The following is a 20,934-nucleotide window of genomic DNA, read 5'->3' as shown; positions in this document are numbered from 1 at the left end:
AATAGTGAATACAGGTTCTAAACATCGCATAACTGGTTTACTAATAATGTCGGCGAACCATCAACGCTCCATTGTTATTTTCAGGCTGCTTCTGCCATCTGCATGGCTTGTTTGATATCCACCGCCACAATGCGCGATACGCCTTTTTCCTGCATGGTTACGCCGATAAGCTGCTCTGCCATTTCCATGGTTAGGCGATTGTGCGAGACATAGAGAAACTGGGTTTGGGCGGACATTTCTTTCACCAGTTGGCAAAAGCGGCTGGTGTTGGCGTCGTCCAGCGGGGCATCCACTTCGTCCAGCAAGCAGAACGGCGCGGGGTTTAGGCTGAACAGGGCGAATACTAGGCTCATGGCGGTTAGGGCTTTTTCGCCGCCGCTCAATAGGTGGATGGAGCTGTTTTTTTTGCCTATGGGGCGCGCCATGATGCTGATGCCTGCGCTGAGCGGGTCGCTGTTGGTGAGCTGCAAGGTGGCTTCGCCGCCGCCAAACAGCGTGGGGAAGATGCTTTGCATTTTGGCGTTGACCGCGTTAAAGGTTTCCAAAAAACGGGTTTGGGTTTCGTGGTCAATTTGGGCGATGGCTTCTTCCAGCAGGGCGATGGCGTTTTGCACGTCTTCGCTTTTGCTGCGGTAGTAGTCGCTGCGCTGCTGGGCTTCGGCAAGCTCGTCCAGCGCGGCAAGGTTTACCGCGCCCAAGGCTTCAATTTGCGCCAGCAGGCGGTTGATGTGTTGCGATAGGCTTTTCAGGCTGCCTGAATGCTCGCCGGTGGCAAGGGCGGCTAAATCTGCGCCACGTTCGTGAAGCTGCTCGTGGTAACGCTGGGCGTTAAGCTCGGCTTGCTGTTGTTGCAACAGCGCGTTTTGCACGGCAGCCTGAATCTGCGGCAACTCGGCGGCGATGGCTTGGGCTTGTTGGAACAAATCTTGCCCTTGCGCTTGGGTGGCGGCTAGGGTGTCTTGCGCGGTAGCGATGCGCTCGGCAAGCGCAGTGCTGCTTTCTTGCGCGATAACCAGTTGCTCGGCAAGCTCGGTGCTTTCGGCATCGGCTTCTTGGGCGAGCGCGGCTTCTTCCATGCGCTGCTGCCAGTCTTGCTGTTGCAGCAAAATTTGCGCGGCTTGCTCGGCTAGGCTGTCGGCGCGTTGTTGGATTTTGTGCTGTTCCACTTCGGCTGCGCCGTATTGGCGATTGGCTTCCAGCAGGGCGAGTTGGGCGGTTTTCAGCGCGTGCTGTTGCGTTTTCAGGCTGCCTGAAAGCGTGTCAAATTGGTGTTCCAACTCGGCGAGCGATTGGGCAAGGGTGTCGCTGTCTTCGGCTAGGCTGTCGCTTCGTTGGGCAAGCAGTTCTATTTCGTCTTGCAACTGGGCTTGCTCTTGGGCGATGTGTTCACGGCGCAGCTGGGCTTGGTTGCTGCGCTCGGTAAGCTGGTTGGCGTGGTTTTGCGCTTGTTGCAACTGGCTTAACAGTTCGCGATATTGCGCTTGGGCTTGGTCGTGCGCGGTTTCGGCTTGGTCTAACGCGGTTTGCGCGTCTTCGGCTTGCTGTTGGGCGGCGGCAAGCTGCGGGGCAAGCGCGGCAAGTTGCGCGCTTAATTGGTCGTGCTGGGCTTTTTGCTGCATCAGGTTTTGGCTACTGGCTTCGTTGTAGAGCGCGATGCTGTGCCTGTCCACGCGATGCCCTTGCGGCGTGAGCCATGTTTGCTGCGGGGCAAGTTCGCTTTGGTGGGCGATGGCGTAGTCCAAATCGGGAGCGCACAGGATGCCGTCTAACCAGTCGTGTAAGGCAGCCTGAAAATCTTTATGCGCTTGGATTTGGTTGAGCAGGGCTTGGGCGGGCTGGGTTTTCTTGCTCACGGGATGGACTTGGTTGAGCCATGCGGCTGCGCCTTGCGGCAAGGGGCTGGGCAAGGCGGCTTGGGCGGGCAGCTTTTTGGCGTGCAAGCGTTCGGCAAGCACCACGCTGATGGCGTGTTGCCATGCTTCGGGCGCGGTAAGCTGTTGCCATAGGCTTGGGGTTTGCGCGTAGTCGGTGGTCGCCCAAAAGTCATTGGCCGCGCTGCTGCGCAGGATTTGGGCAAGGGCTTGCTGCTGGGCTTGCGCGGCGATGTGTTGCTGATTGAGCGTTTGATAATGCGCTTGCTGCTTTTGCTGCTGCGTTTTCAGGCTGCCTAATTGGGCTTGGCTGTGTTGCCATTGGATTTCGGCGGCTTGGCATTGGTGTTGCAGGGTTTGCGCGGCATCTTTGGCTTGTTGCAAGGCGGGATTATCGGCGGCGGCAAGCTGGGATAATTCGTCTTCTAGGCGTTGGATGCGGCTGCGGTGGTTGGCAAGCGTGGTTTGGGTGTGCTGTTGCTGTTGCTGTTTGAGCGCGAGTTCGCGTTTCAGGCTGCCGATTTGGTCGCGCTGGCTTTGGTGGTTGTGCTGGCTGGTTTGCTCGGCGGTTTCTAGCTCGGGCAGGCGCGCTTCGTGTTCGGCAACGATTAGGGCAAGCGCGGCAAGCTCGCTGTGTTTGCTGTCGGCTTGTTGCAGCAAGGCTTCGCGCTCGGCTAGGGTGTCGGCGTGTTGCTGGCGCAGTTTGTGCAACTGGGCTTGGGCGGATTGGCGGTCGCGTTCGGCGCGTTCGTTTTGCGCGTGTTGGGCGCGGATTTGTTCTTCTAGGCGGGCGATGTGTTCGCGCGATTGGGCGTGTTGCTGTTGCAGGCTGTCGTGTTGCTGCTGTTGTTCGCGCTCGGTTAGGCGTAGCTCTTGGATGCGCTGGTTTAGGCTGTCGCTGTTGGCTTGGTGGCTTTCTTGTTGCGCTTGGGCGGCAACATGCTGCGCTTGGGCGGCATCGGCTTGGGCGATGGCGTTTTGCCATTGGATGTAGTCGGATAGGTTTTGATTTTGCGCCAATTCGCTTTTCAGGCTGCGGTATTGCTCGGCGGTGGCGGCTTGGGCGTTGAGTTTTCCCACTTGGCGGGCAAGCTCGGTTTGCAAATCGCTTAGCCGTTGCAAATGCTCGCGCGTGTCGTCTAGGCGGGCAGCGGTTTCGCGGCGGCGTTCTTTGTATTTGGAAACGCCTGCGGCTTCTTCAATATACACGCGCAATTCTTCGGGGCGGGCTTCGATGATGCGCGAAATCATGCCTTGCTCTATCACGGCGTAGCCTTTTGCGCCCACGCCTGTGCCTAGGAATAGGTCGGTGATGTCGCGGCGGCGCACGGCTTGGTTGTTGATGAAATAGCTGGAATCGCCTTGGCGCGTGAGCTGGCGTTTGATGGCGATTTCGGCGTATTGCCCCCACGCGCCTTGCAAAACGTGGGCACTGTTGTCAAACACCAATTCCACCGATGCGCGGGGCGCGGGGCGGCGGGTGGCTGCGCCGTTGGAAATCACGTCTTGCATGGATTCGCCGCGCAACTGCTTGGCGGACGATTCGCCCAACACCCAGCGCACGGCATCGATGACGTTGGATTTGCCGCAGCCGTTAGGTCCAATCACAGCAACAAGCTGGCTGGGAACGTGGATGGTGGTAGGGTCGATGAAGGATTTGAATCCTGCGAGTTTGATTTGGGTGAGACGCATAAGGCAGCCTGAAATGAGGGAAACCGGTATAGTGAATTGAATTTGAATGATTACTGCGTTGGCTCGCCCACCATTGGCGAAATGGTTTGTTGCCAAATCGTAGATTTGGACAAAGCCAGTTTTGCTGTACTACTTGTACTATCTGCGGCTCGCCGCCTTGTACTCATTCAAATTGAATCCACTATATGGGGCAAAAAAGGGGCGGATTATAGCAAATTGGGCGGGGCGGGATGGTTTTCAGGCTGCCTATGGGGGATGGGTGATAGGCAGCCTGAAAATGGGAATGGACGGTGGGATTTTTGGCTAGATGGTGCGTTCAATGAGATTGAAACCTTTGCAAAACCCAGTAGGTCGGGCATTTATGCCCGACATTTTCAGCGCATTAAGATAAATAGTTAGTGCTTGTCGGGCATAAATGCCCGACCTACAACAATAGCTTGTTTTTACAATCATTTCTGAATATCAAACAAGATTCCCGCCTACGCGGGAATGACGACATTTCTTGTTTTTTAGGTTGCTAGGGTTTTGCAAAAGTTTTCAGGCTGCCTAAACGCGGGTGCGATATAAGGCAGCCTGAAACGCATCCCCGCGCCCCCTACGGCTTGCTCGCAAGCCGTGCGCTGGCACGATAAATAGCTCAACCCAAATCAATCGCAGGATTATCAACCGTCAAAATGGCTTGGCGCACAACGCTGTTTATGTTTTCAGGCTGCCTATGGTTGATGCGCAATAGGCAGCCTGAAAATGGCTTGCGGCGTTTAAACCGTCTGCGAATACTTCGCTTTGGTCTCTTTATGCCGCAGGTAGTAATCAAAAATCATGGCGATGTTGCGAATCAAAAAACGCCCCTTGGAGGTTACTTTCAGGCTGCCTGTTTCAGGCTGCCAATCAATCAAGCCCAGCTCGGCAAAGCGTTGCAAATCAGGGATTTCTTCGGCGAAATAATCGGCAAAATCCGCTTGGTAATCGGTCAATTCCAGCGCAAAGCGACACATCAAATCTTGGATAATCTGGCGGCGCATCACGTCGTCGGCATTAAGCTGGAAGCCACGCATAATCGGCAGTTGGTTGTTATCCAGCGCGGCGTAGTAATCGTTCAAATTGCGCTCGTTTTGGCTGTATGTGTTGCCAATTTTGCCGATGCTGCTCACGCCAATCGCCACCAAATCGCAATCGGCATAGGTGGAATAGCCTTGAAAATTGCGCTGCAACCGCCCTTCGCGCAGCGCAATCGCCAGCTCATCTTCGGGCTTGGCAAAATGGTCCATGCCGATAAACACATAGCCGCGCTCGTCCAGCAGCTTCACCGCGTATTGCAAAATGTCCAATTTCTCTTCGCTGGACGGCACGGCGTTGGTGTCAATGCGCCGCTGCGGCTTGAAAATATGCGGCAGATGCGCGTAGTGATACAGCGCAAGGCGGTCGGGCGACAGCGACAACACGGTGTCCAAAGTGGGCTTGATGCTCGCCACCGATTGATGCGGCAGCCCGTAAATCAAATCCACGCTGATGGATTTAAAGCCCGCTGCCCGCGCTGCTTCAATTACTTCGCGCGTTTCTTCCACCGTTTGAATGCGGTTTACGGCAGCCTGAACTTTGGGGTTAAAATCCTGAATGCCCACGCTCATGCGGTTAAAGCCCAGCTTGCCGAGCTTAAACACGCTCTCGCGGCTCACTTTGCGCGGGTCAATTTCAATGGAATATTCGCCATCGGGCAGCAATTCAAAATGCGTGCGTATCATACGAAACACGCGCTCCAACTGCTCATCGCTTAAAAACGTAGGCGTGCCGCCACCAAAATGAAGCTGGGCGAGTTTGTGCTTGCCGTGCAAATGCGGGGCGAGCAACGCCATTTCTTTTTCCAGATAGGTTAAGTATTCATCGGCTTTGCGGGTGTCTTTGGTGATGACTTTGTTGCAGCCACAGTAATAGCAAATCACGTTGCAAAACGGAATGTGCACATACAGCGAAACGGGTTCATCGTTGCCCGACAGCGTGTTGTCTAGCACGGAGATGTATTCAGGCTGCCTGAAATCGCTGTAAAAGCGGTCGGCGGTGGGATAGGACGTATAACGCGGGCCGCTGGCGGGTAGGCTGGCGATAAGCTCGCGGTCAAAGTCAAACAAGGTTGGTGTGTGTGGTGTGATAGAGATGGTTTTTTTCATGGTGGTAGGGTCTGTTTACGATTAGTGTTGCGGCGGCTCTTACGCCATAAAACGGCATCTGCCACGTTGAAAATACTCGCCTATGGCCTATGGATGGCATAGGCTCGCATTTTCGCCTTGCATCTGCCGCTTTCTGACGCAAAATTCGCTTCGCAAACCAATTGTAAACAGACCCTAGGGGTCTGTAAAATATTTTGCTTTTAATCAAATTTTGTTAAAATACGTTGGCTTATACAAGCAATGTAAACTTTTGTCAATTAGCCAATATAACTATTTAGGACTAGAAGAGAGATGTCAAAAATACCTATTTGCAAAACGCAATGCACACACTGTTCTTTAAAAGAAATCTGCATGCCCGTTGGGTTTCAGGAGGAGGATTTTAACCATATTGGCGCGGTTTTAAAACAAAATCGCCGTGTAAAAAAGGGAGAGTTTTTATTTCATGCGGGGGAAACATTTAGTTCTTTATACGCTGTTCGCACAGGTTTTTTTAAAACAACCGTAAGTACGCAGGATGGGCGCGACCAAGTTACGGGTTTTTTTATGTCGGGCGAATTGGTGGGCACGGATGGCATTTGCTTGGGCAAATACGCTTGCGATGCGGTGGCATTGGAAGACAGCGAAGTCTGCGAGTTGCCGTTTGACCAAGTGGATGAATTGAATGAAAAAATCTCCAATCTGTATCTGCACTTTCTGCGCTTGATGAGCCGCGAGATTGTGCGTAACCAAACGGTGATGCTGCTTTTGGGCAATATGCGGGCGGAAGAGCGGCTGGCGATGTTTTTGCTGAATTTGTCTGACCGCTTGTATGTGCGCGGTTTTGCGGCAAATGATTTTATTTTGCGGATGTCGCGCGAAGAAATTGGCAGCTATTTGGGGCTGAAACTGGAAACGGTGAGCCGCACGCTGTCTAAATTTAAGCAAGATGGCTTGATTGATGTGGAGCACAAGCATATTCGCATTTTGTTGCCGCGCGATTTGCAATCATTGGTTTCAGGCTGCCAAGAGCGGCGGGAGTATTAAAATCTATTTAATCAAAGCACGATAATTTTTGTTAAGATTTTTGTATTTGAGTTAAAATTCAGGCTGCCTTATGCGATTAAGGCAGCCTGAAAACGTTTTTGCGGCTCAGAGCGGGCTGTTGTTTACCAGTAAAAGGATTATTTATGACTTCATTTAAGCAGAAAAATTGGGCGGGCGCGGTTTTGTGCGCGCTGTTGGCATGGCATTCGGCAGCGAGTTGGGCTGCGCCCAAAAGTTCAAGCGAGCCTGCGGCGGGGCAATCGCAGTTGGAAAAAAGTGCCCAAGAAGCGGCGCGCAAGCATGCCAATAGAACCAAACAGCAGGGCAAACAAGCTGAACAACCCGCTGAACAAACCGCCGAAGAAAACAGCTTGGACAACGATACCATCAGAGGCCCTGCCACCATTCCTTTGGGGGCGGAAGGCAGCCTGAAACTGCCTGCGGGCATGGTGTTCATCAAAAAAGATGCCGCCAATGCGCTGATGGTGGAAATGGGCAATGGTTCTAATCCCAACCGCTATGGCTTGATAGGCGCTGACCCCGATGCCAAAAATAAAGGCGATGCGTCTTGGATGGTGGATTTGGTGTATGTGGATTCGGGCTACATCAAAGACGATGACGCGAAAGAATGGGACACGGAATCCATGCTCAGCGAGCTGAAAGCGGGCAACGAAGAGCAAAATAAAGTGCGCAAATCCAAAGGGTTGGCGGAAATTGAAACGCGCGGCTGGATTGAAAAACCGCAGTATGATGCGGCAACGCATCGCTTGATTTGGTCCATTGATGTGTATGACAAAGGCGGCAAGGATGAAAACCCTGCGGTGAACTACAACACGTTTCAACTGGGCAGAAAAGGCTACATCAACCTAACGCTGATTACGGATTTGAAAGAGATTGACAAGATGAAGCCTGTGGCGCGGGAGCTGTTGAGCAATATTGAGTTCAACCAAGGCTTGCGCTATGCGGACTTTAACGCGACCACGGATAAGGTGGCGGAATATGGTTTGGCGGCGTTAATCGGCGGTGTGGCGGCGAAAAAGCTGGGCTTGCTGGCGGTGATTGGCGCGTTTTTTGTGAAGTTTGGCAAAATTATTGCGCTGGCGGCGGTGGGCTTGGGCGCGGGGTTGAAGGGGCGGTTTGGGCGGAATAAGGATAAATAGGCGGGGATGGTTTTCAGGCTGCCTTTGGTGATTGCGGCAGCCTGAAAACGTATCAATCAAAATAATAACGATACACGTAGAGTGTGTGGCTTTGCCATGCACCGTTTAGCCATTGCCAAGCGGTGCGTGAACAAGTTCACATACCATACACGCTTTTGTTATCGTCCTATTTTAATTTTCAGGCTGCCTTTTGCAATTAAGGCAGCCTGAAAACATTTTTTGCTTACGATTACGGCATCACTTGCTCGGGATGCGGGCTATCAGACAACACAATCGGCAGCAGGGTTTGTTCCACTTGGTCTTTGAGCAAGAAACGGTCGCGCTCGGGCAAATCGCAGGGCAAGAGCTGCGGGGCGACGGTTACTTTGACGTTGATTTGCTCAATGGATACGATGCGCCACAGCGATTGGAACAGGTTGGCGTTGGCAAAGGAAACGGCGGTGGTGCGCTCGTTGGCGTTGTAGTAGCGCATGGCGATGGGCTGCACGGGGGCGTTGCTGTCTAGGGCAGCCTGAAACAGGGCGGCTTTGAGTGGGAGCATGCCGTTGCCCAGCGTGGTGCGGGCTTCGGGGAAGAAGCAGACGTTGCCGTTGGCATCTAGCACGCGGGAGATGGCAGCGTTGATGATGTTGATGTCTTTGCGGTTGCTGCGGTCTATATACACCGTGCCTGCGTTGGTTACCATTTTGCCGATGATGGGCCAATTTTTGAGCTCTTGCATGGCGATGAAGCTGGATGGATACAGCGCGGTGATGACGAAAATGTCTAGCCATGAGACGTGGTTGGCGGCAATCAGCAAGCCGTGTTCGGATTGTTTTGGCTGGCTGGGCTGGCTGCTGGATGGTTCAACATGGATTTGGATGCCGAGCGTGTCTAGGCAGCTTTGCCCCATGTGGCGCAGGGTGGCGGCGCGTTGTTCGGCGGTGGCGTGGTCTAGCTGGTGTAGGTTGCGCCCTGTGTGGTAGAGCCAAATCAGCAGTTTAAACAGGCGGGCGATGCGTTTGCGGATGGGGGATTTTTGCGACATGGTGGTGTGGATGGATGGGTGGGTTTCAGGCTGCCTTGGGATAACGATGGGGTTTCAGGCTGCCTATGCGGTGTGTTTAATCTTGTTGCCAACAGCAGTTTTCAGGCTGCCTATTCAATCAGCGCATCTGCGCCTGCGGCAATGGCAAGCTGGCGCAAAGTGGCGAGTGGCATCAAGCGATGGGCGAGCGTGCTGATGTTTGCCAGCACGGGCAGATGGCTTTGCTGCTTGGCTTGGGCGATGGCTTCCACGTCCAAGCGAATGGGCGCGCCGTGTAGGCTCAATGTGCCCGCTTCGCCCAGCAAAATATGTTGATTGCCGCGCAGCACGATTTGTTCGGCGGCAATCAGCCAATCGCGCACGGTGTGATGAATGTCTTTGCACACGATGGCAGGCGTATTCAAGCTGCCCAGTTCGTACAGAATGTAGCGGTTGTTAATCAGCTCGCCGCCTAGATAAAGCAAGTCAGTTTCGGCTTTGAGCGCGGCTTGGATGTGTGCGCTGTCGCGGATGCGGATGGCAACGGCTTTTTGTGCGCCGTGCCAATGGGCGATACTGTGTTGCAGTTGGCGGGCGATGTCGGCTTCGCTTTGCGGGCTAAACGGCGCATAGGGGTTGGCGGGGAGATAGAACGGGTCAAGCAGCACGGCGGGGGCTTGGGGCGTGCTTGCTTGGGTTTCGCCCATTTTCAGGCTGCCGATATAGGCGATGGTTTGCGGTGTGCTCGTGCCGCCAAAGGGAATGCCACGAATTTTGATTTGCGTGTCGTCTGCCCACGCTTCGCGGCTGATGATGCGCCAATCTTGCATGATGCGGATGGCGCGTTCCACTTCGGGCAGGGCTTCAATTTGGGCGGGGTCAAACACGCGCTCATCGCCCACCGCACCGATGATGATGTGTTCCGTGCCGCGCGATAGATGCTCGGTTAAACCTTGGGCGCGGATAAATTGAACGACATTTTGCACAGCGGCTTCGCTGGCGTGCGGTTGCATAACGATAATCATGGGGTTGCTTTCGGGTTTTCAGGCTGCCTTGGGGCAATGCGTTGCGTGGATGCGGTTGAGGGCAGAAATTTTTGGTTTTCAGGCTGCCTATGTGGATTGCGCCAATGCCATCAATCGTGCGAAGTAACCAAACATAACCATTTTTCAGGCTGCCCTACCCTGCTCCATTAGACAGCCTGAAATCTTGGGCAAAGCCAAACCTGCTCCGCGCCACACAACAATAAACAAGAAAACAGGCAAGGTCATTATCCCCTTGCCTGCTGCTTTGTCCGCTTAAAACGGAATGTAGTTGCTTGGATTAACAGGCGTGCCGTTTTCGCGCACTTCAAAATGCAACTTGCCTGCGCTGCCCATTCTGGCGAGTGATTGCCCGCGCTTCACGCGCTCTTGCTCTTTCACAATCAAATTATCGCTACCGCTGTATGCAGTCAGCAAGTTAGGGCTGTGTTGCACCACCACCAGTTTGCCGTAGCCGCGCGGCCCGTTGCCGCTGAAAATTACTTGTCCATCGGCGGCGGCAACCACGGTTTGGCTGGCTATGCCTTGCAATTCCACACCCCGCGTGCTACTGCTAAACGCTTTGCTCACGCTTGCGCCTGCGAGCGGGTTTTGCCATGTTAGCCCCGCATGGCTGGCGGTTTTGCCCGATGCAGTAATAGTGGGCGTGGTGGTTACGCTGGTTGTGGTGGTAACAGCGGGCGTGGGTTGAACAACGGGCGTGCTGGCAACGGCTGCGCCTGTTACGCGCAAGGTTTGCCCCACACGCAGGTTTTCGTCTTGCAGATTGTTTACCGCGCGAAGCTGGCTTACGGTCATGCCGTGGCGTTGGGCGATGCTGTATAGCGTGTCGCCCGAAACTACTCGGTAGCTGCCTGTGGCTGTGCTGCCGTTGCCGTATGATGTGCCGCCCGCGCTATGGGGCTTTACCCGCAGGCTGGTCCCCAATTTAACGGTGTCATCGGTCATGTTGTTCCATGCGCGGATGTTGTCTTGGCTTACGCCATAGCGTTTGGCGATGTTATATAAGGTGTCGCCTGGTACAACTTGGTGGTGGGTGGCGTTTACGTCCACACTGGGATAAACGCCTGTTGGGTTGCTGTATGCGCTGGTGGTTGGCGCGGGCGCGGCGGGGGTGTAGGGGGCTGCGCCTGTGCTGCTGGTTGCGCCTGTGTTGGGGTTGTAAACGGTGGATGGTGTGGGCGTGTAGGGGGTTGCGCCATAGGGATTGCTTGCGTTGCCTGTTGCGCCTGCGTTGTCGTAGGGGGTGGCGTTGCTGGGGTTGTAGGGCGGTGCGGAGGTGTTGCAGCCTACGCCATTGCCCGCCACAACGGGGGCAGAATTTTTGGCAGCAGAACACGCAGTCAATAGGGCTGCGGCTGTCGCCAAAGTTAAAACGGAACGAAATTTCATAGGGCTACCCTTTTTCTGGTTGCTGAATAAAAACACGCGCAGCAAACGGCTGCAAACGGGCGTAATCATACCGTTTTGCTGGGGTATTGGGCAAGTTTTCAGGCTGCCTTTGCGCCGTTGTGTGGCGTGTTGGTGGGTGTGGATTTGTTTTCAGTCTGCCTTTGTGTGTAGAGTGGGCAACTGGTTTGCTCACGCCGCCCATCGTAAAACGAGCGGGCAAGCGAGTTGTCCACCCTACAAACTGTTTTCAGGCTGCCTTAGAACCTGTATTCATTATTTGCATAGGCAGATTTGATGACATAAAAGCGCGGATACAAGGCAAAAAGCACAGCAAGGTTGGACACCTTGCGAACATTTTTAACGCGGTAGCCGCGTTTTTAGGGCATTAAAGATGTCTATGGAAATAGTGAATACAGGTTCTTAATATCAGTGCGGGCAGGTTTATCTGTTTACGGCGGAAGTATTGGGCAGCCTGAAAGCGTATTTTCAAATACCGTTTTGGCTTTGCGCATTTTCAGGCTGCCTATTCGCATTCAAACCGCGCCCCCAAACTACAACTACAACACCGCCATCGGATAACTCCCCACCACTTTCACAAACGCCGCTGTTTCGCGCAGTTGCGCCAACGCCGCTTGCACGCGCTCATCCAATTCATGCCCTTCAATATCAATAAAAAACAAATACTCCCAAAGCCCTGTGCGGCTGGGGCGGCTTTCAAATTTGGTAAGCGAAATCCCCGCCCGCGTTAAAGGCTCAATCACGCGGTGCAGCATCCCCACATGGTTGGGTGCGCTGACCACCAGCGAAGTCTTATCCTTGCCGCTGGGCGTGGTGTCCTGATGCCCCAGCACCAAAAAGCGCGTGGTGTTGTTGGGCTCGTCTTCAATGTTTTCCGCAATTTTGGTGAGCCCATAAATCTCCGCCGCTGTTTGGCTGGCAATCGCCGCCACGTCTTCGTCCAACTGCGCCAGCCGCGCCGCTTCGCCATTGCTGGACACCGCCACGCGCGGCACGTCGCCGCTCAAATGCGTGTTCAGCCAATGTTGGCATTGCGCCAACGCCTGCGCGTGCGCGTACACCTTTTTCACCTTTTTCAGGCTGCCTGAAACGTTTAACAAATGATGATGAATGCGCAGCACCACTTCCCCGCAAGCGCGCAACGGCGTGTTCACCAGCAAATCCAACGTACGCCCCACCGAGCCTTCGGTGGAATTTTCCACAGGCGCAACCACATAATCCGCCTGCCACGCTTCGGTTAACCGCACGCTGTCGTCCACCGTGGTGCAAGGCACGGTAACCGCTGCGTGCCCAAAATGCTTAATCGCCGCCATCTGCGTAAACGTGCCCATCGGGCCCAAATACGCAATCGTCAGCGGACGCTCCACCGCCAAGCATTCGCTCATCACTTCGCGGAACAAGCGCGCCACGCCCTCATCGGGCAACGGGCCTTTGTTCAACGCCTTAATCCGCAGCAACACCTGCGCCTCGCGCTCAGGACGATACACCGCGCCTGTTCCTTTTAGCTCGCCAATCGCCCGCGCATGAATCGCCCGCTCGTTTAGCAAGCCCAAAATCTGCTGGTCAATCGCATCAATCGCATTGCGATGCGGCAACAATTTCTCATCAATAGACATCGGTTCAACTCCCAAAGCAAAACGCGCATTTTACCCAAATCATAAATTTTCAGGCTGCCTATTTGCCAGCATAGGCAGCCTGAAAACAGAAAAACCACGAAAAAAAAGGCAGCTCACGAAGAGCTGCCACAAATACCTCAATCAGAGATTTTACGCTTCACAAACAATGCAGGCTTTCGCCTGCCTCCGTTATGCTGCCCGAAAGGAGAAAGAAGCAGCACAACAAAGCGATTTAGCACACGGTTCTGCCCATGCAAAACCTCGCACCGAAATGGGTTGAATATTTCTCGTTGGTTGTTTTTGTAATTCAATGTAAGCCGAATTTTATGCTTGCTTACAAATCTTGACAACACAAAATCGCAATCAGGCATTTAATTTTTTATTTTTGCAAAACAGTAGCACAAAATGCCAATAATAAAAAATATTCAAAATCATTGTCTAAACCTTTTATTCCAATTACTACACCGCGTAACATCTCATACGCAAAAAAATTGCCCCACGTTTTCACAACGGGGGCACAAAAGGAACACAAACCACTACCAAATGTACTACACAGCAGCAAAGTTTGCGAACAATTTCTGTTGCTGCGTAGCTGGTAAAACGAATAGTACGCCCTTTTGTTTCTTTGTGCAAATGATAGTTATTATTATTTTGCTTGATTGCGGTAACTCGTTGATTGTAAATTAAACTAATTTTGCAAAAATTTTAAAATTCGCAACAAAATTGATAAAAGCAAAAAATGCTAGATAAAACGCTGCCCCATTTTGCCCCGCGCCATGCTTTTCAGGCTGCCTTGCTGCCCCTTTTGTAAAAATGCGATAATGCGATTTTCCTTCCACAGCAACGAAAGCAAATCCATGACGGCTCAAATCATCAATGGCAAAGAAGTTTCCGAACAATGTTTGCAACGCATCAGCGAGCAAGTGCAACAACGCCAAACCGAAGGCAAACGCGCCCCAGGTTTGGCGGTTATTTTGGTGGGCGATAATCCTGCCAGCGCGGTTTATGTGCGCAATAAGCAACGCGCTTGCGATAAGGTGGGCTTTCAATCGTTTTCGCATATTTTGCCCGCAGACACCGGCGAGACAGAGCTGCTGGCGTTGATTGATGCGCTGAATGGGCAAGATGATGTGGACGGCATTTTGGTGCAACTGCCCTTGCCACCGCATATCAACAGCCAAGCGGTGTTGGAGCGGATTCATCCTGATAAGGATGTGGACGGTTTTCATCCGTATAACGTGGGGCGGCTGCTGCAACGGATGCCGACGCTGCGCCCGTGCACGCCCAAAGGTGTGATGACGCTGCTGGATGCGTACAACATTCCTGTGAAGGGCAAGAAGGTTACGATTGTGGGCGCGTCTAATATTGTGGGGCGGCCGATGGCGTTGGAGATTATGCTGGCGGGCGGCACGCCTACGGTGTGCCATCGGTTTACCGAGAATTTGGCTTTGGAAGTGGCGACGGCGGATATTTTGATTGTGGCGGTGGGCAAGCCCAATTTCATCAAAGGCTCTTGGATTAAGCCCAATGCTACGGTGATTGATGTGGGCATCAATCGCTTGGACGATGGCTCGCTGTGCGGCGATGTGGAATTTGCGGCGGCGAAAGAACGTGCTTTTGCGATTACGCCTGTGCCTGGCGGCGTGGGGCCGATGACGATTGCGAGTTTGTTGGAGAATACGTTACAGGCGGCGGGGATACATGATGCAGCCTGAAAACGGTTTTGCGGCGTGATAATGGATAAAAACGGCACAGGGTTGATTCTGTGCCGTTTTTGTTTTCAGGCTGCCTATTTTTTCTTTTTCACGATGGTGATTTTGCCGTTTACCATTTTGAGCGTGCCTGCGGCGGGTTGGGCTGGGGTGGCTTCTTTTGGGGTGGGGCGCGGTGAATTGGTTTTAATTTCGTTGATGCCTGTGGTTTTCAGGCTGCCTTTGGCTTGGCGTGATTTGCTAGGTTTGTTGTTTTTAGCTTGTTCAACCTGTTCACGCGCTGCTGGTTTCGCATCGCCTTTCACATTACTTTTTGCCGTTTTCAGGCTGCCTGAACCATCCATCGCCGCTTGCTTTTTGCCTTTGCGCGATTTCTTGGCTGGGCTGGTTTCAACGGCTTTGGCTGTTTGCGACGGAACAGCTTGCGCTTGAACCGCTGGCTTGGCTGCTTTGGCTTCGTTCGCTTTCATTTCGCTGCCGTTTTCAGTTTTCAGGCTGCCTTTGCGCGATTTGCTAGGCTTATTGCTTTTAGCTTGTTCAACCTGTTCGCGCGCGGTTGGTTTTGCATCGCCTTTCACATCGCTGTTTACCGTTTTCAGGCTGCCTAAACCATCCGCCGCCGCTTGCTTTTTGCCTTTGCGTGATTTCTTGCCCGCGTTGGGTTCAACAGGCGCGACAGCCGCTTTCTTGCCGCGCGTATTTTTCAGGCTGCCTGAAATATTGGCAACCGCGTTGGCGGTTTTTTTGCCTTTGCGCGCTTGGCGCGATTCGCCGCCCGACACCAACGCCAAATCAATCTTGCTGGTATCCAAATCGGCGCGCGCCACTTTCACTACCACGCGGTCGCCCATTTTGAATTGCGCGCCGCTGCGCTCGCCTATCATGGACAGCGTTTCGGGGTGGTAGTTGAAATAATCTTCGCCCAAATCGCTCACGTGCACCATGCCTTCAATGTGGATGTCGTCCAGCGTAACAAAAATGCCAAAATTCGCCATGCCGCTGATTTTGCCTGCGAACACTTCGCCCACTTTGTCGCGCATATAGTAGGTTTTCAGCCAGTTTTCCACATCGCGGCTGGCATCATCGGCGCGGCGTTCGCAATGCGATGAATGTGCGCCCAATGCTTGCCAGTTGGCTTGGTATTGCTCGCCCGCCAGCACGGCTCTGATGGCGCGATGCACCAGCAAATCGGGGTAGCGGCGGATGGGCGAAGTGAAATGGGTGTAGTGTTCATACGCCAGCCCAAAATGCCCTGCGTTGTGCGGCTCGTATTGCGCTTGCTGCATGGAGCGCAACAGCATGGTTTGCAGCAATTCGCGGTCGTCGCGCTCGGCGACTTGCTCGGCAAGCGCGGCGTAATCTTTGGGCGCGGGATGGTCGCCGCCGCCCAGTTTCAATCCGAGCAAGCCCAGTTGTTCGCGCAGCGCGGCTAATTTTTCGGGCGGGGGCCCTGCGTGGTTGCGATACAGCGCGGGGTGTTTGTTTTTTAACAGAAAATCGGCGGAACACACGTTCGCCGCGAGCATACATTCTTCAATCAATTTATGCGCATCGTTGCGCACCACGGGGATGATGCGGTCAATTTTGCCGTTGTCGTTGAACAGCATTTGCGTTTCGCTGGTTTCAAATTCCATCGCGCCGCGTGCGTGGCGTTTTTTCTGCAATATTTTGAATAATTTGTATAAAGTGTTGAGCTGCTCGCTGTATGGATTTTGCGTTTTTTGGCTAATCCATTCCCACACTTGGTTGTAAGTGAGCCTGCCGTGTGATTTCATCACGGCGGGGTAGAAGCGATAGGATTTGATGTTGCCTGCAAACGTGATGTCCATGTCGCACACCATGCACAACCGCTCCACATCGGGGTTGAGCGAGCAAATGCCGTTGGATAGATTTTCAGGCAGCATCGGTATCACGCGGCGTGGAAAATACACGCTGGTGGCGCGTTCTTGCGCGTCTTGGTCTATGGCATCGTCGGGTTTCACATAATGGCTCACATCGGCGATGGCAACAATAAGCCGATAATTGCGCCCGATTTTTTCGGCGTACACCGCATCGTCAAAATCGCGCGACGTTTCGCCGTCTATGGTTACCAGCGGCAAATTGCGTAAATCCACGCGGTTTTTGCGGTCGCTCGGGCGCACTTTGGCGGGGATTTTGGCGGCGGCTTTCAGGCAGCCTGCGCTAAATTCGTGCGGCAATTTGTGTTTGCGCAGCGCGATTTCAATTTCCATGCCGCTGTCGGCGTAATCGCCCAGCACTTCGGTAATGCAGGCAACGGCGGGGCGATGGTTTTCGGGATAAGCGGTGATTTCGGCAACGACCACCTGCCCTTCGCTGGGCGCAAATTGCACCACGCTGTCGGGTTCTAAAATCACATTTTGCGTGAGCCGTTTGTCTTCGGGGTCTAGCACGGCGATGCCGCGTTCCAAGTAAAACCTGCCCACGATGGACGTTTGCGCACGCTCGATGATATCTAAAATTTGCCCTTCGCGCCGCCCACGGCGGTCTAGCCCCAGCGGGCGCACGGTTACAATGTCGCCGTTCATCACGCCGCGCGTTTGCCGCTCATACAGCACCAAATCGCCTTCGCCTGTGGGGATAAGCGGCACGGCAAAGCCAAAGCCGTCTTTGTGCATTTCCACGCGGCATTTCACGATGGCGAGTTTTTCGGCGGCGCAAACCAGATTGCGGCGGTTAATCAGAATTTGCCCATCGCGTGCCATCGCTTTAAGGCGACGTTCAAAAAATTCGTATTCGCTGTCGCTAATGGATAACTGATTGGCTAGGCTGGAGATTTTTTGCGGAATGCCTGCGGTTTCTAATAGCTGGATAATCCATTCGCGACTGGGCAGGGGGTGGGGGTATTTTTGTTGCTCCCGCGCGAGATAGGGGTCTTGGGCGCGCAGGCTGTTTTTTTTGCTTGGGGTTGTTTTGCTTTTGGTTTTTGCCATTTTTTTGTAAATCCTTGTTGTGATTGTTTGTTTTTGTAAAATGTGTACTTTAACGGAAAACGGGGCGCGGGGGAAGTTTCAGGCTGCCTAAATGGGTGGATTGGGACGCGGGTGTGGTTTGGGCGGATACGGCAGCCTGAAAACGAGTATGGCGAGTAGAAGGTTTGGTAATGTTGCCAACTCAACAGCATGGCGATGAGCCGTCACCGCTCCATTTTTGTTTTTCAGGCTGCCTTTGATGTCGCTGTTGTTTACAGCAAGGCAGATATCTAACTCGGCGCGTAAACAGTTTTTCAGGCTGCCTATACACGATAAGGCAGCCTGAAAGTGCTCATTCATGCAGCGAGCAATCAAAACGTGGCGCACACAATAATGCCGCCCATGCCCGCTTGCGGCGAGAGATGGAAAATTTGCCAGTTTTCGCCGCTGTGGATGTAATACGACAGCGTGGGAAACTCGGCGGCAACGCGCGGTGGCAGCGATGCAAGGTCGTATTCGTATAAATCAAACAAAATATTGTGCGGATAAAAGCCGTTGAGCGAAAAATCCACCACGCTGTTGAACTCGCAGTCTTCGTGTTCGTCAAAGCTCAAAATCAGTTTGTCTTCGTGCGGGATGTGGCGGATGGCGGTTAAGCGGGCGTTGGCGTAGCATTGGGTGGCGGTCATATTATGCAATGGGGGCGGGTAAACGAAAGGTGGCATTGTAGCCCTAAACTTTTGCGCGTGGCAGTTTTTCGCCCTACAATCGGCGCGTTTTTGGTTTTGCAAACAGGATGAAATGGCTAAAAAAATTCTGGTTTTGTCGCCTTCGTGGATTGGCGATTGCGTGATGACGCAGCCGATGCTGCGCCGTTTGCGCGAATTGCATCCCGATTGCGTGATTGATGTGTTTGCGCCCAAGTGGTCGCAGGCGGTGTATCGGCGCATGGATGAAGTGAACGAGGTTTTGGACAACCCATTTGGACACGGTGCGTTGCAACTGCGCGAGCGTTGGCGCGTGGGGCGGATGCTGGGCAAGCGCGGTTATGACCAAGTGATTGCCACCGCAGGCAGCCTGAAAATGGGGCTGCTGGCGTTTGCCACACGCATCAAGCAGCGCACGGGTTATGTGGGCGAACAGCGTTATGTGCTGCTTAACGACATCCGCAAGCTGGATAAAGCCGCGCTGCCGCTGATGGTGGATAGATACACCGCGCTGGCGCACGCATCGCAAGCGGCGTTTGACGGGCATTCTTCGCAGCCCAGTTTTACCATCAGCGCGGCAAGCCAAGCGGCGGCGTTGGCAGCGCATGGGTTGGATTTGGACAAGCCCGTGATTGCGTTTTGCCACGGCGCGGAATACGGCGTGGCAAAGCGTTGGCTGCCGCGCCATTTTGCCGCCACGGCGCAGCATTACGCCCAGCGCGGTTATCAAATTTGGCTGTTTGGCTCGCACAAAGATTTTGATTTAGGCGAAGAGATTAACCAGCTTTCAGGCTGCCTATGCACCAATTTATGCGGCAAAACCAGCCTAGACGAAGCGATTGATTTGCTCGCCTGCGCGGATAAAGTGTTTTGCAACGACAGCGGCTTGATGCACCTTGCGGCGGCGGTGGGCTGCAAGCTGGTGGCGATTTACGGCTCATCCAGCCCCGAGCATACGCCGCCGTTAAGCGACAAAGCCAAAATCGCCACGCTGAATTTGGCTTGCAGCCCCTGTTTCCAACGCGAATGCCCGCTGGGGCATTTTGATTGCATGACCAAATTGCTGCCTGAAAAGGTGATTGCGATTGCGGAAGAATAAATTTCAGGCTGCCTATTGATGCTCTTGCCAGCGTTAGCCTAATTCGCAAGACAGCCTGAAAACGGATGCCATCATGCCAAACAAAGGCAGCCTGAAAAGCACCCATTCGCTTTTCAGGCTGCCTAATCTTTTTCAATCAATCTACTACTGCTGCGGCTGTACCAGCTTAATCAACCCGTCCCCCAAATATCCGCCTTGCTCAAATCCGGGCAGCACAAAGAAATACCCGCCGCCAAATGGCTTGATGTACTCTTCCAGCGGTTCGCCGTTGAGCAAGCCTTGCACGAAGATAAAGCCGTCTGCCAAGTTGGCTTGGTACATGGTCAAAATTAAGCCTACGTCTAACTGTTTGGCGGTTGATAAGCCCAGCGAGTAGTTGTAGGGGCGGCGGTAGAGTTGGTGGCGTTTTAAGAACTCGGGGTCGCGCGGGTTGGCTAGGCGCATGTGGCTGTCTTTGGGAATGCGTTTGCCGTCTGGGTCGCTGGCATAATCGGGCGCATCGTGTTCGTGTTTTTTGCCCAGCGGGGCGGCGGAGTATTTGGCGCGCCCAAAGATGTCTTGTTGCTCTTGCAGCGGGGTTCTGTCCCAAAATTCAACCAGTTGGCGAATGATGCGTATGGCTTGGTAGGTGCCGTTTTTTGCCCACGCGGGTTCGTCTTGGCTGTTTTCGGTGATGCCTGTCCACAGCATGGTGTCGGCGACTTTGGGGTCGCGGATATTGGGGTTGCCTGTGCCGTCGCGGAAGCCAAATAGATTGCGGGAGGCGGCATCGGGGGCTTCGGTTTTGGGTGCCCAGCCGTCTATCGCCCAGCGGATGGTGGCGACGTGGCTGGTGTTTTTGATGATGTCGCGCAGGGCGTTTTGGCAGGTTTCGGGGCTGAATGCGCTGATTTGTAGGCTGATGTCGCCGTCGCACCATTCGGCTTTTAGGGCATCGTTGGGGAAGTCGGTCATTTCTTGCAGGCGCAGGGGTTTGTGTTTGGCGAGCCCGAAGCGTGCGTCAAATAGGCTGTTGCCTACGCCTACGGTGATGGTAAGCCCGTCTGGGGGGATTTGTTTGCCGAGTATGCCGCTGCTGGGGGGCGGGAGTTTGTCGTCAATTTCGGCGATTTCGCCGCCTTGGGTAAGAAATTCTATGCGGGCGGTGAGCGTGCGGAAGAAGTTTTCTAGCTCTTTGGTGTTTTTGGCGAGTACGTCAAAGGCGCAGAGTGTGCCGAAGGGTTGTTCTTTGTCGGGGGTGATGATGCCTGCTTGGTGTGCGCCGTGGCAGGGTATGCTGACGTTGGAATGCCCACTGCCGCCGCAAGCGTCGTTGTTGGCGGGGGTGGGGTTGGATGTGCCGCTGGCTGGACTGTTGCTTGGGCTGGTGGCGGGCTGTTGTTGGCAGGCGATTAGGCTGCCTGTGGCTAGGGTTGCGCCAACAGCGGCGGCGGTTTTGAATAGGGCGCGTTTGCTGGGGGATTGGAGTTGTTCGCTCATGGTGGGGTTTCCTTTATCGTT

Annotated in this window: 21 protein-coding genes; 7 read left to right on the top strand and 14 right to left on the bottom strand. The window is 53.8% G+C overall.

The window, feature by feature from the left end; all coding sequences use genetic code 11:
- Positions 1–80: 80 nt before the first annotated feature.
- Positions 81–3,563, bottom strand: coding sequence for a chromosome segregation protein SMC (gene smc, locus Q4A85_RS01135; protein WP_303107183.1), 3,483 nt, complete (start codon positions 3,561–3,563; stop codon positions 81–83).
- A gap of 42 nt (positions 3,564–3,605) precedes the next feature.
- On the opposite strand from smc, the gene Q4A85_RS01130 reads away from it, so the two are divergent.
- The gene (locus Q4A85_RS01130) at positions 3,606–3,962 is read left to right on the top strand and encodes a hypothetical protein (RefSeq protein WP_303107181.1); all 357 of its coding nucleotides are present in this window, start codon (positions 3,606–3,608) and stop codon (positions 3,960–3,962) included.
- 110 nt (positions 3,963–4,072) lie between these two features.
- Here Q4A85_RS01130 and Q4A85_RS01125 read toward each other — a convergent pair whose 3' ends face one another.
- Together Q4A85_RS01125 and hemN are read right to left on the bottom strand one after the other, a co-directional pair.
- The gene (locus Q4A85_RS01125; protein WP_303107180.1) at positions 4,073–4,204 is read right to left on the bottom strand and encodes a hypothetical protein; all 132 of its coding nucleotides are present in this window, start codon (positions 4,202–4,204) and stop codon (positions 4,073–4,075) included.
- A gap of 117 nt (positions 4,205–4,321) precedes the next feature.
- On the bottom strand, positions 4,322–5,728 hold the full coding sequence (gene hemN, locus Q4A85_RS01120) for an oxygen-independent coproporphyrinogen III oxidase (protein ID WP_303107178.1): 1,407 nt from the start codon (positions 5,726–5,728) through the stop codon (positions 4,322–4,324).
- A 291-nt stretch (positions 5,729–6,019) separates the two neighbouring features.
- Between hemN and fnr the strand changes: the two genes are divergently transcribed.
- Both fnr and Q4A85_RS01110 read left to right on the top strand, forming a co-directional pair.
- Complete coding sequence (gene fnr / locus Q4A85_RS01115; protein WP_303107177.1) at positions 6,020–6,751, top strand: fumarate/nitrate reduction transcriptional regulator Fnr; 732 nt, start codon at positions 6,020–6,022, stop codon at positions 6,749–6,751.
- A gap of 143 nt (positions 6,752–6,894) precedes the next feature.
- On the top strand, positions 6,895–7,911 hold the full coding sequence (locus Q4A85_RS01110; RefSeq protein WP_303107175.1) for a DUF2167 domain-containing protein: 1,017 nt from the start codon (positions 6,895–6,897) through the stop codon (positions 7,909–7,911).
- A gap of 229 nt (positions 7,912–8,140) precedes the next feature.
- Here Q4A85_RS01110 and Q4A85_RS01105 read toward each other — a convergent pair whose 3' ends face one another.
- From Q4A85_RS01105 to Q4A85_RS01095, 3 genes are read right to left on the bottom strand one after another with little or no spacing between them, the layout of a single operon-like run.
- Positions 8,141–8,938, bottom strand: a complete 798-nt coding sequence (locus Q4A85_RS01105) for a 1-acylglycerol-3-phosphate O-acyltransferase (RefSeq protein WP_303107173.1) — start codon at positions 8,936–8,938, stop codon at positions 8,141–8,143.
- Positions 8,884–9,030, bottom strand: a complete 147-nt coding sequence (locus tag Q4A85_RS01100; protein ID WP_303107171.1) for a hypothetical protein — start codon at positions 9,028–9,030, stop codon at positions 8,884–8,886. Before Q4A85_RS01100 ends, Q4A85_RS01105 begins: the two co-directional genes overlap by 55 nt.
- Before the next feature lie 18 nt (positions 9,031–9,048).
- Positions 9,049–9,942 carry a 3-deoxy-D-arabino-heptulosonate 7-phosphate synthase gene (locus Q4A85_RS01095; RefSeq protein WP_303107169.1) on the bottom strand — a complete coding sequence of 298 codons (894 nt, stop codon included), beginning with the start codon at positions 9,940–9,942 and terminating at the stop codon, positions 9,049–9,051.
- Here Q4A85_RS01095 and Q4A85_RS01090 point away from each other — a divergent pair.
- A complete protein-coding gene (locus Q4A85_RS01090; protein WP_303107167.1) occupies positions 9,941–10,069 on the top strand; it encodes a hypothetical protein in 129 nt (42 codons plus the stop codon). The genes Q4A85_RS01095 and Q4A85_RS01090 overlap by 2 nt on opposite strands.
- A gap of 146 nt (positions 10,070–10,215) precedes the next feature.
- On the opposite strand, the gene Q4A85_RS01085 is transcribed toward Q4A85_RS01090, so the two are convergent.
- Positions 10,216–11,352, bottom strand: coding sequence for a M23 family metallopeptidase (locus tag Q4A85_RS01085; protein ID WP_303107165.1), 1,137 nt, complete (start codon positions 11,350–11,352; stop codon positions 10,216–10,218).
- 98 nt (positions 11,353–11,450) lie between these two features.
- Positions 11,451–11,585 carry a hypothetical protein gene (locus Q4A85_RS01080; RefSeq protein ID WP_303107164.1) on the bottom strand — a complete coding sequence of 45 codons (135 nt, stop codon included), beginning with the start codon at positions 11,583–11,585 and terminating at the stop codon, positions 11,451–11,453.
- 196 nt (positions 11,586–11,781) lie between these two features.
- Between Q4A85_RS01080 and Q4A85_RS01075 the strand changes: the two genes are divergently transcribed.
- The gene (locus tag Q4A85_RS01075) at positions 11,782–11,931 is read left to right on the top strand and encodes a hypothetical protein (protein WP_303107162.1); all 150 of its coding nucleotides are present in this window, start codon (positions 11,782–11,784) and stop codon (positions 11,929–11,931) included.
- Here Q4A85_RS01075 and pheA read toward each other — a convergent pair.
- Together pheA and Q4A85_RS01065 are read right to left on the bottom strand one after the other, a co-directional pair.
- Positions 11,910–12,986, bottom strand: a complete 1,077-nt coding sequence (gene pheA / locus Q4A85_RS01070) for a prephenate dehydratase (protein ID WP_303107160.1) — start codon at positions 12,984–12,986, stop codon at positions 11,910–11,912. The two genes, Q4A85_RS01075 and pheA, sit on opposite strands and share 22 nt — an antisense overlap.
- Before the next feature lie 683 nt (positions 12,987–13,669).
- Complete coding sequence (locus Q4A85_RS01065) at positions 13,670–13,855, bottom strand: hypothetical protein (protein WP_303107158.1); 186 nt, start codon at positions 13,853–13,855, stop codon at positions 13,670–13,672.
- On the opposite strand from Q4A85_RS01065, the gene folD reads away from it, so the two are divergent.
- Positions 13,844–14,701 (top strand): bifunctional methylenetetrahydrofolate dehydrogenase/methenyltetrahydrofolate cyclohydrolase FolD, encoded by an 858-nt coding sequence (folD, locus tag Q4A85_RS01060; protein ID WP_303107157.1) that lies wholly within the window; start codon positions 13,844–13,846, stop codon positions 14,699–14,701. The genes Q4A85_RS01065 and folD overlap by 12 nt on opposite strands.
- A gap of 74 nt (positions 14,702–14,775) precedes the next feature.
- Here folD and rnr read toward each other — a convergent pair whose 3' ends face one another.
- The 3 genes from rnr to Q4A85_RS01045 form a co-directional block, all read right to left on the bottom strand.
- The gene (gene rnr / locus Q4A85_RS01055; RefSeq protein WP_303107156.1) at positions 14,776–17,649 is read right to left on the bottom strand and encodes a ribonuclease R; all 2,874 of its coding nucleotides are present in this window, start codon (positions 17,647–17,649) and stop codon (positions 14,776–14,778) included.
- 87 nt (positions 17,650–17,736) lie between these two features.
- Complete coding sequence (locus Q4A85_RS01050; protein WP_303107155.1) at positions 17,737–18,003, bottom strand: hypothetical protein; 267 nt, start codon at positions 18,001–18,003, stop codon at positions 17,737–17,739.
- Complete coding sequence (locus Q4A85_RS01045) at positions 18,000–18,317, bottom strand: hypothetical protein (RefSeq protein ID WP_303107154.1); 318 nt, start codon at positions 18,315–18,317, stop codon at positions 18,000–18,002. Before Q4A85_RS01045 ends, Q4A85_RS01050 begins: the two co-directional genes overlap by 4 nt.
- A 112-nt stretch (positions 18,318–18,429) precedes the next feature.
- Between Q4A85_RS01045 and waaF the strand changes: the two genes are divergently transcribed.
- Complete coding sequence (waaF, locus tag Q4A85_RS01040; RefSeq protein ID WP_303107152.1) at positions 18,430–19,434, top strand: lipopolysaccharide heptosyltransferase II; 1,005 nt, start codon at positions 18,430–18,432, stop codon at positions 19,432–19,434.
- A gap of 144 nt (positions 19,435–19,578) precedes the next feature.
- Here the strand turns inward: waaF and efeB are convergent, their stop codons facing one another.
- The gene (gene efeB, locus Q4A85_RS01035) at positions 19,579–20,913 is read right to left on the bottom strand and encodes an iron uptake transporter deferrochelatase/peroxidase subunit (RefSeq protein WP_303107151.1); all 1,335 of its coding nucleotides are present in this window, start codon (positions 20,911–20,913) and stop codon (positions 19,579–19,581) included.
- Positions 20,914–20,934: the final 21 nt, after the last annotated feature.

The organism is Kingella sp. (in: b-proteobacteria) (assembly GCF_030527935.1).
Classification (GTDB): Bacteria; Pseudomonadota; Gammaproteobacteria; order Burkholderiales; family Neisseriaceae; genus Kingella_B.
The sequence above is the reverse complement of the archived record's forward strand: the minus strand, read 5'-3'. Positions and strand labels throughout refer to the sequence as shown.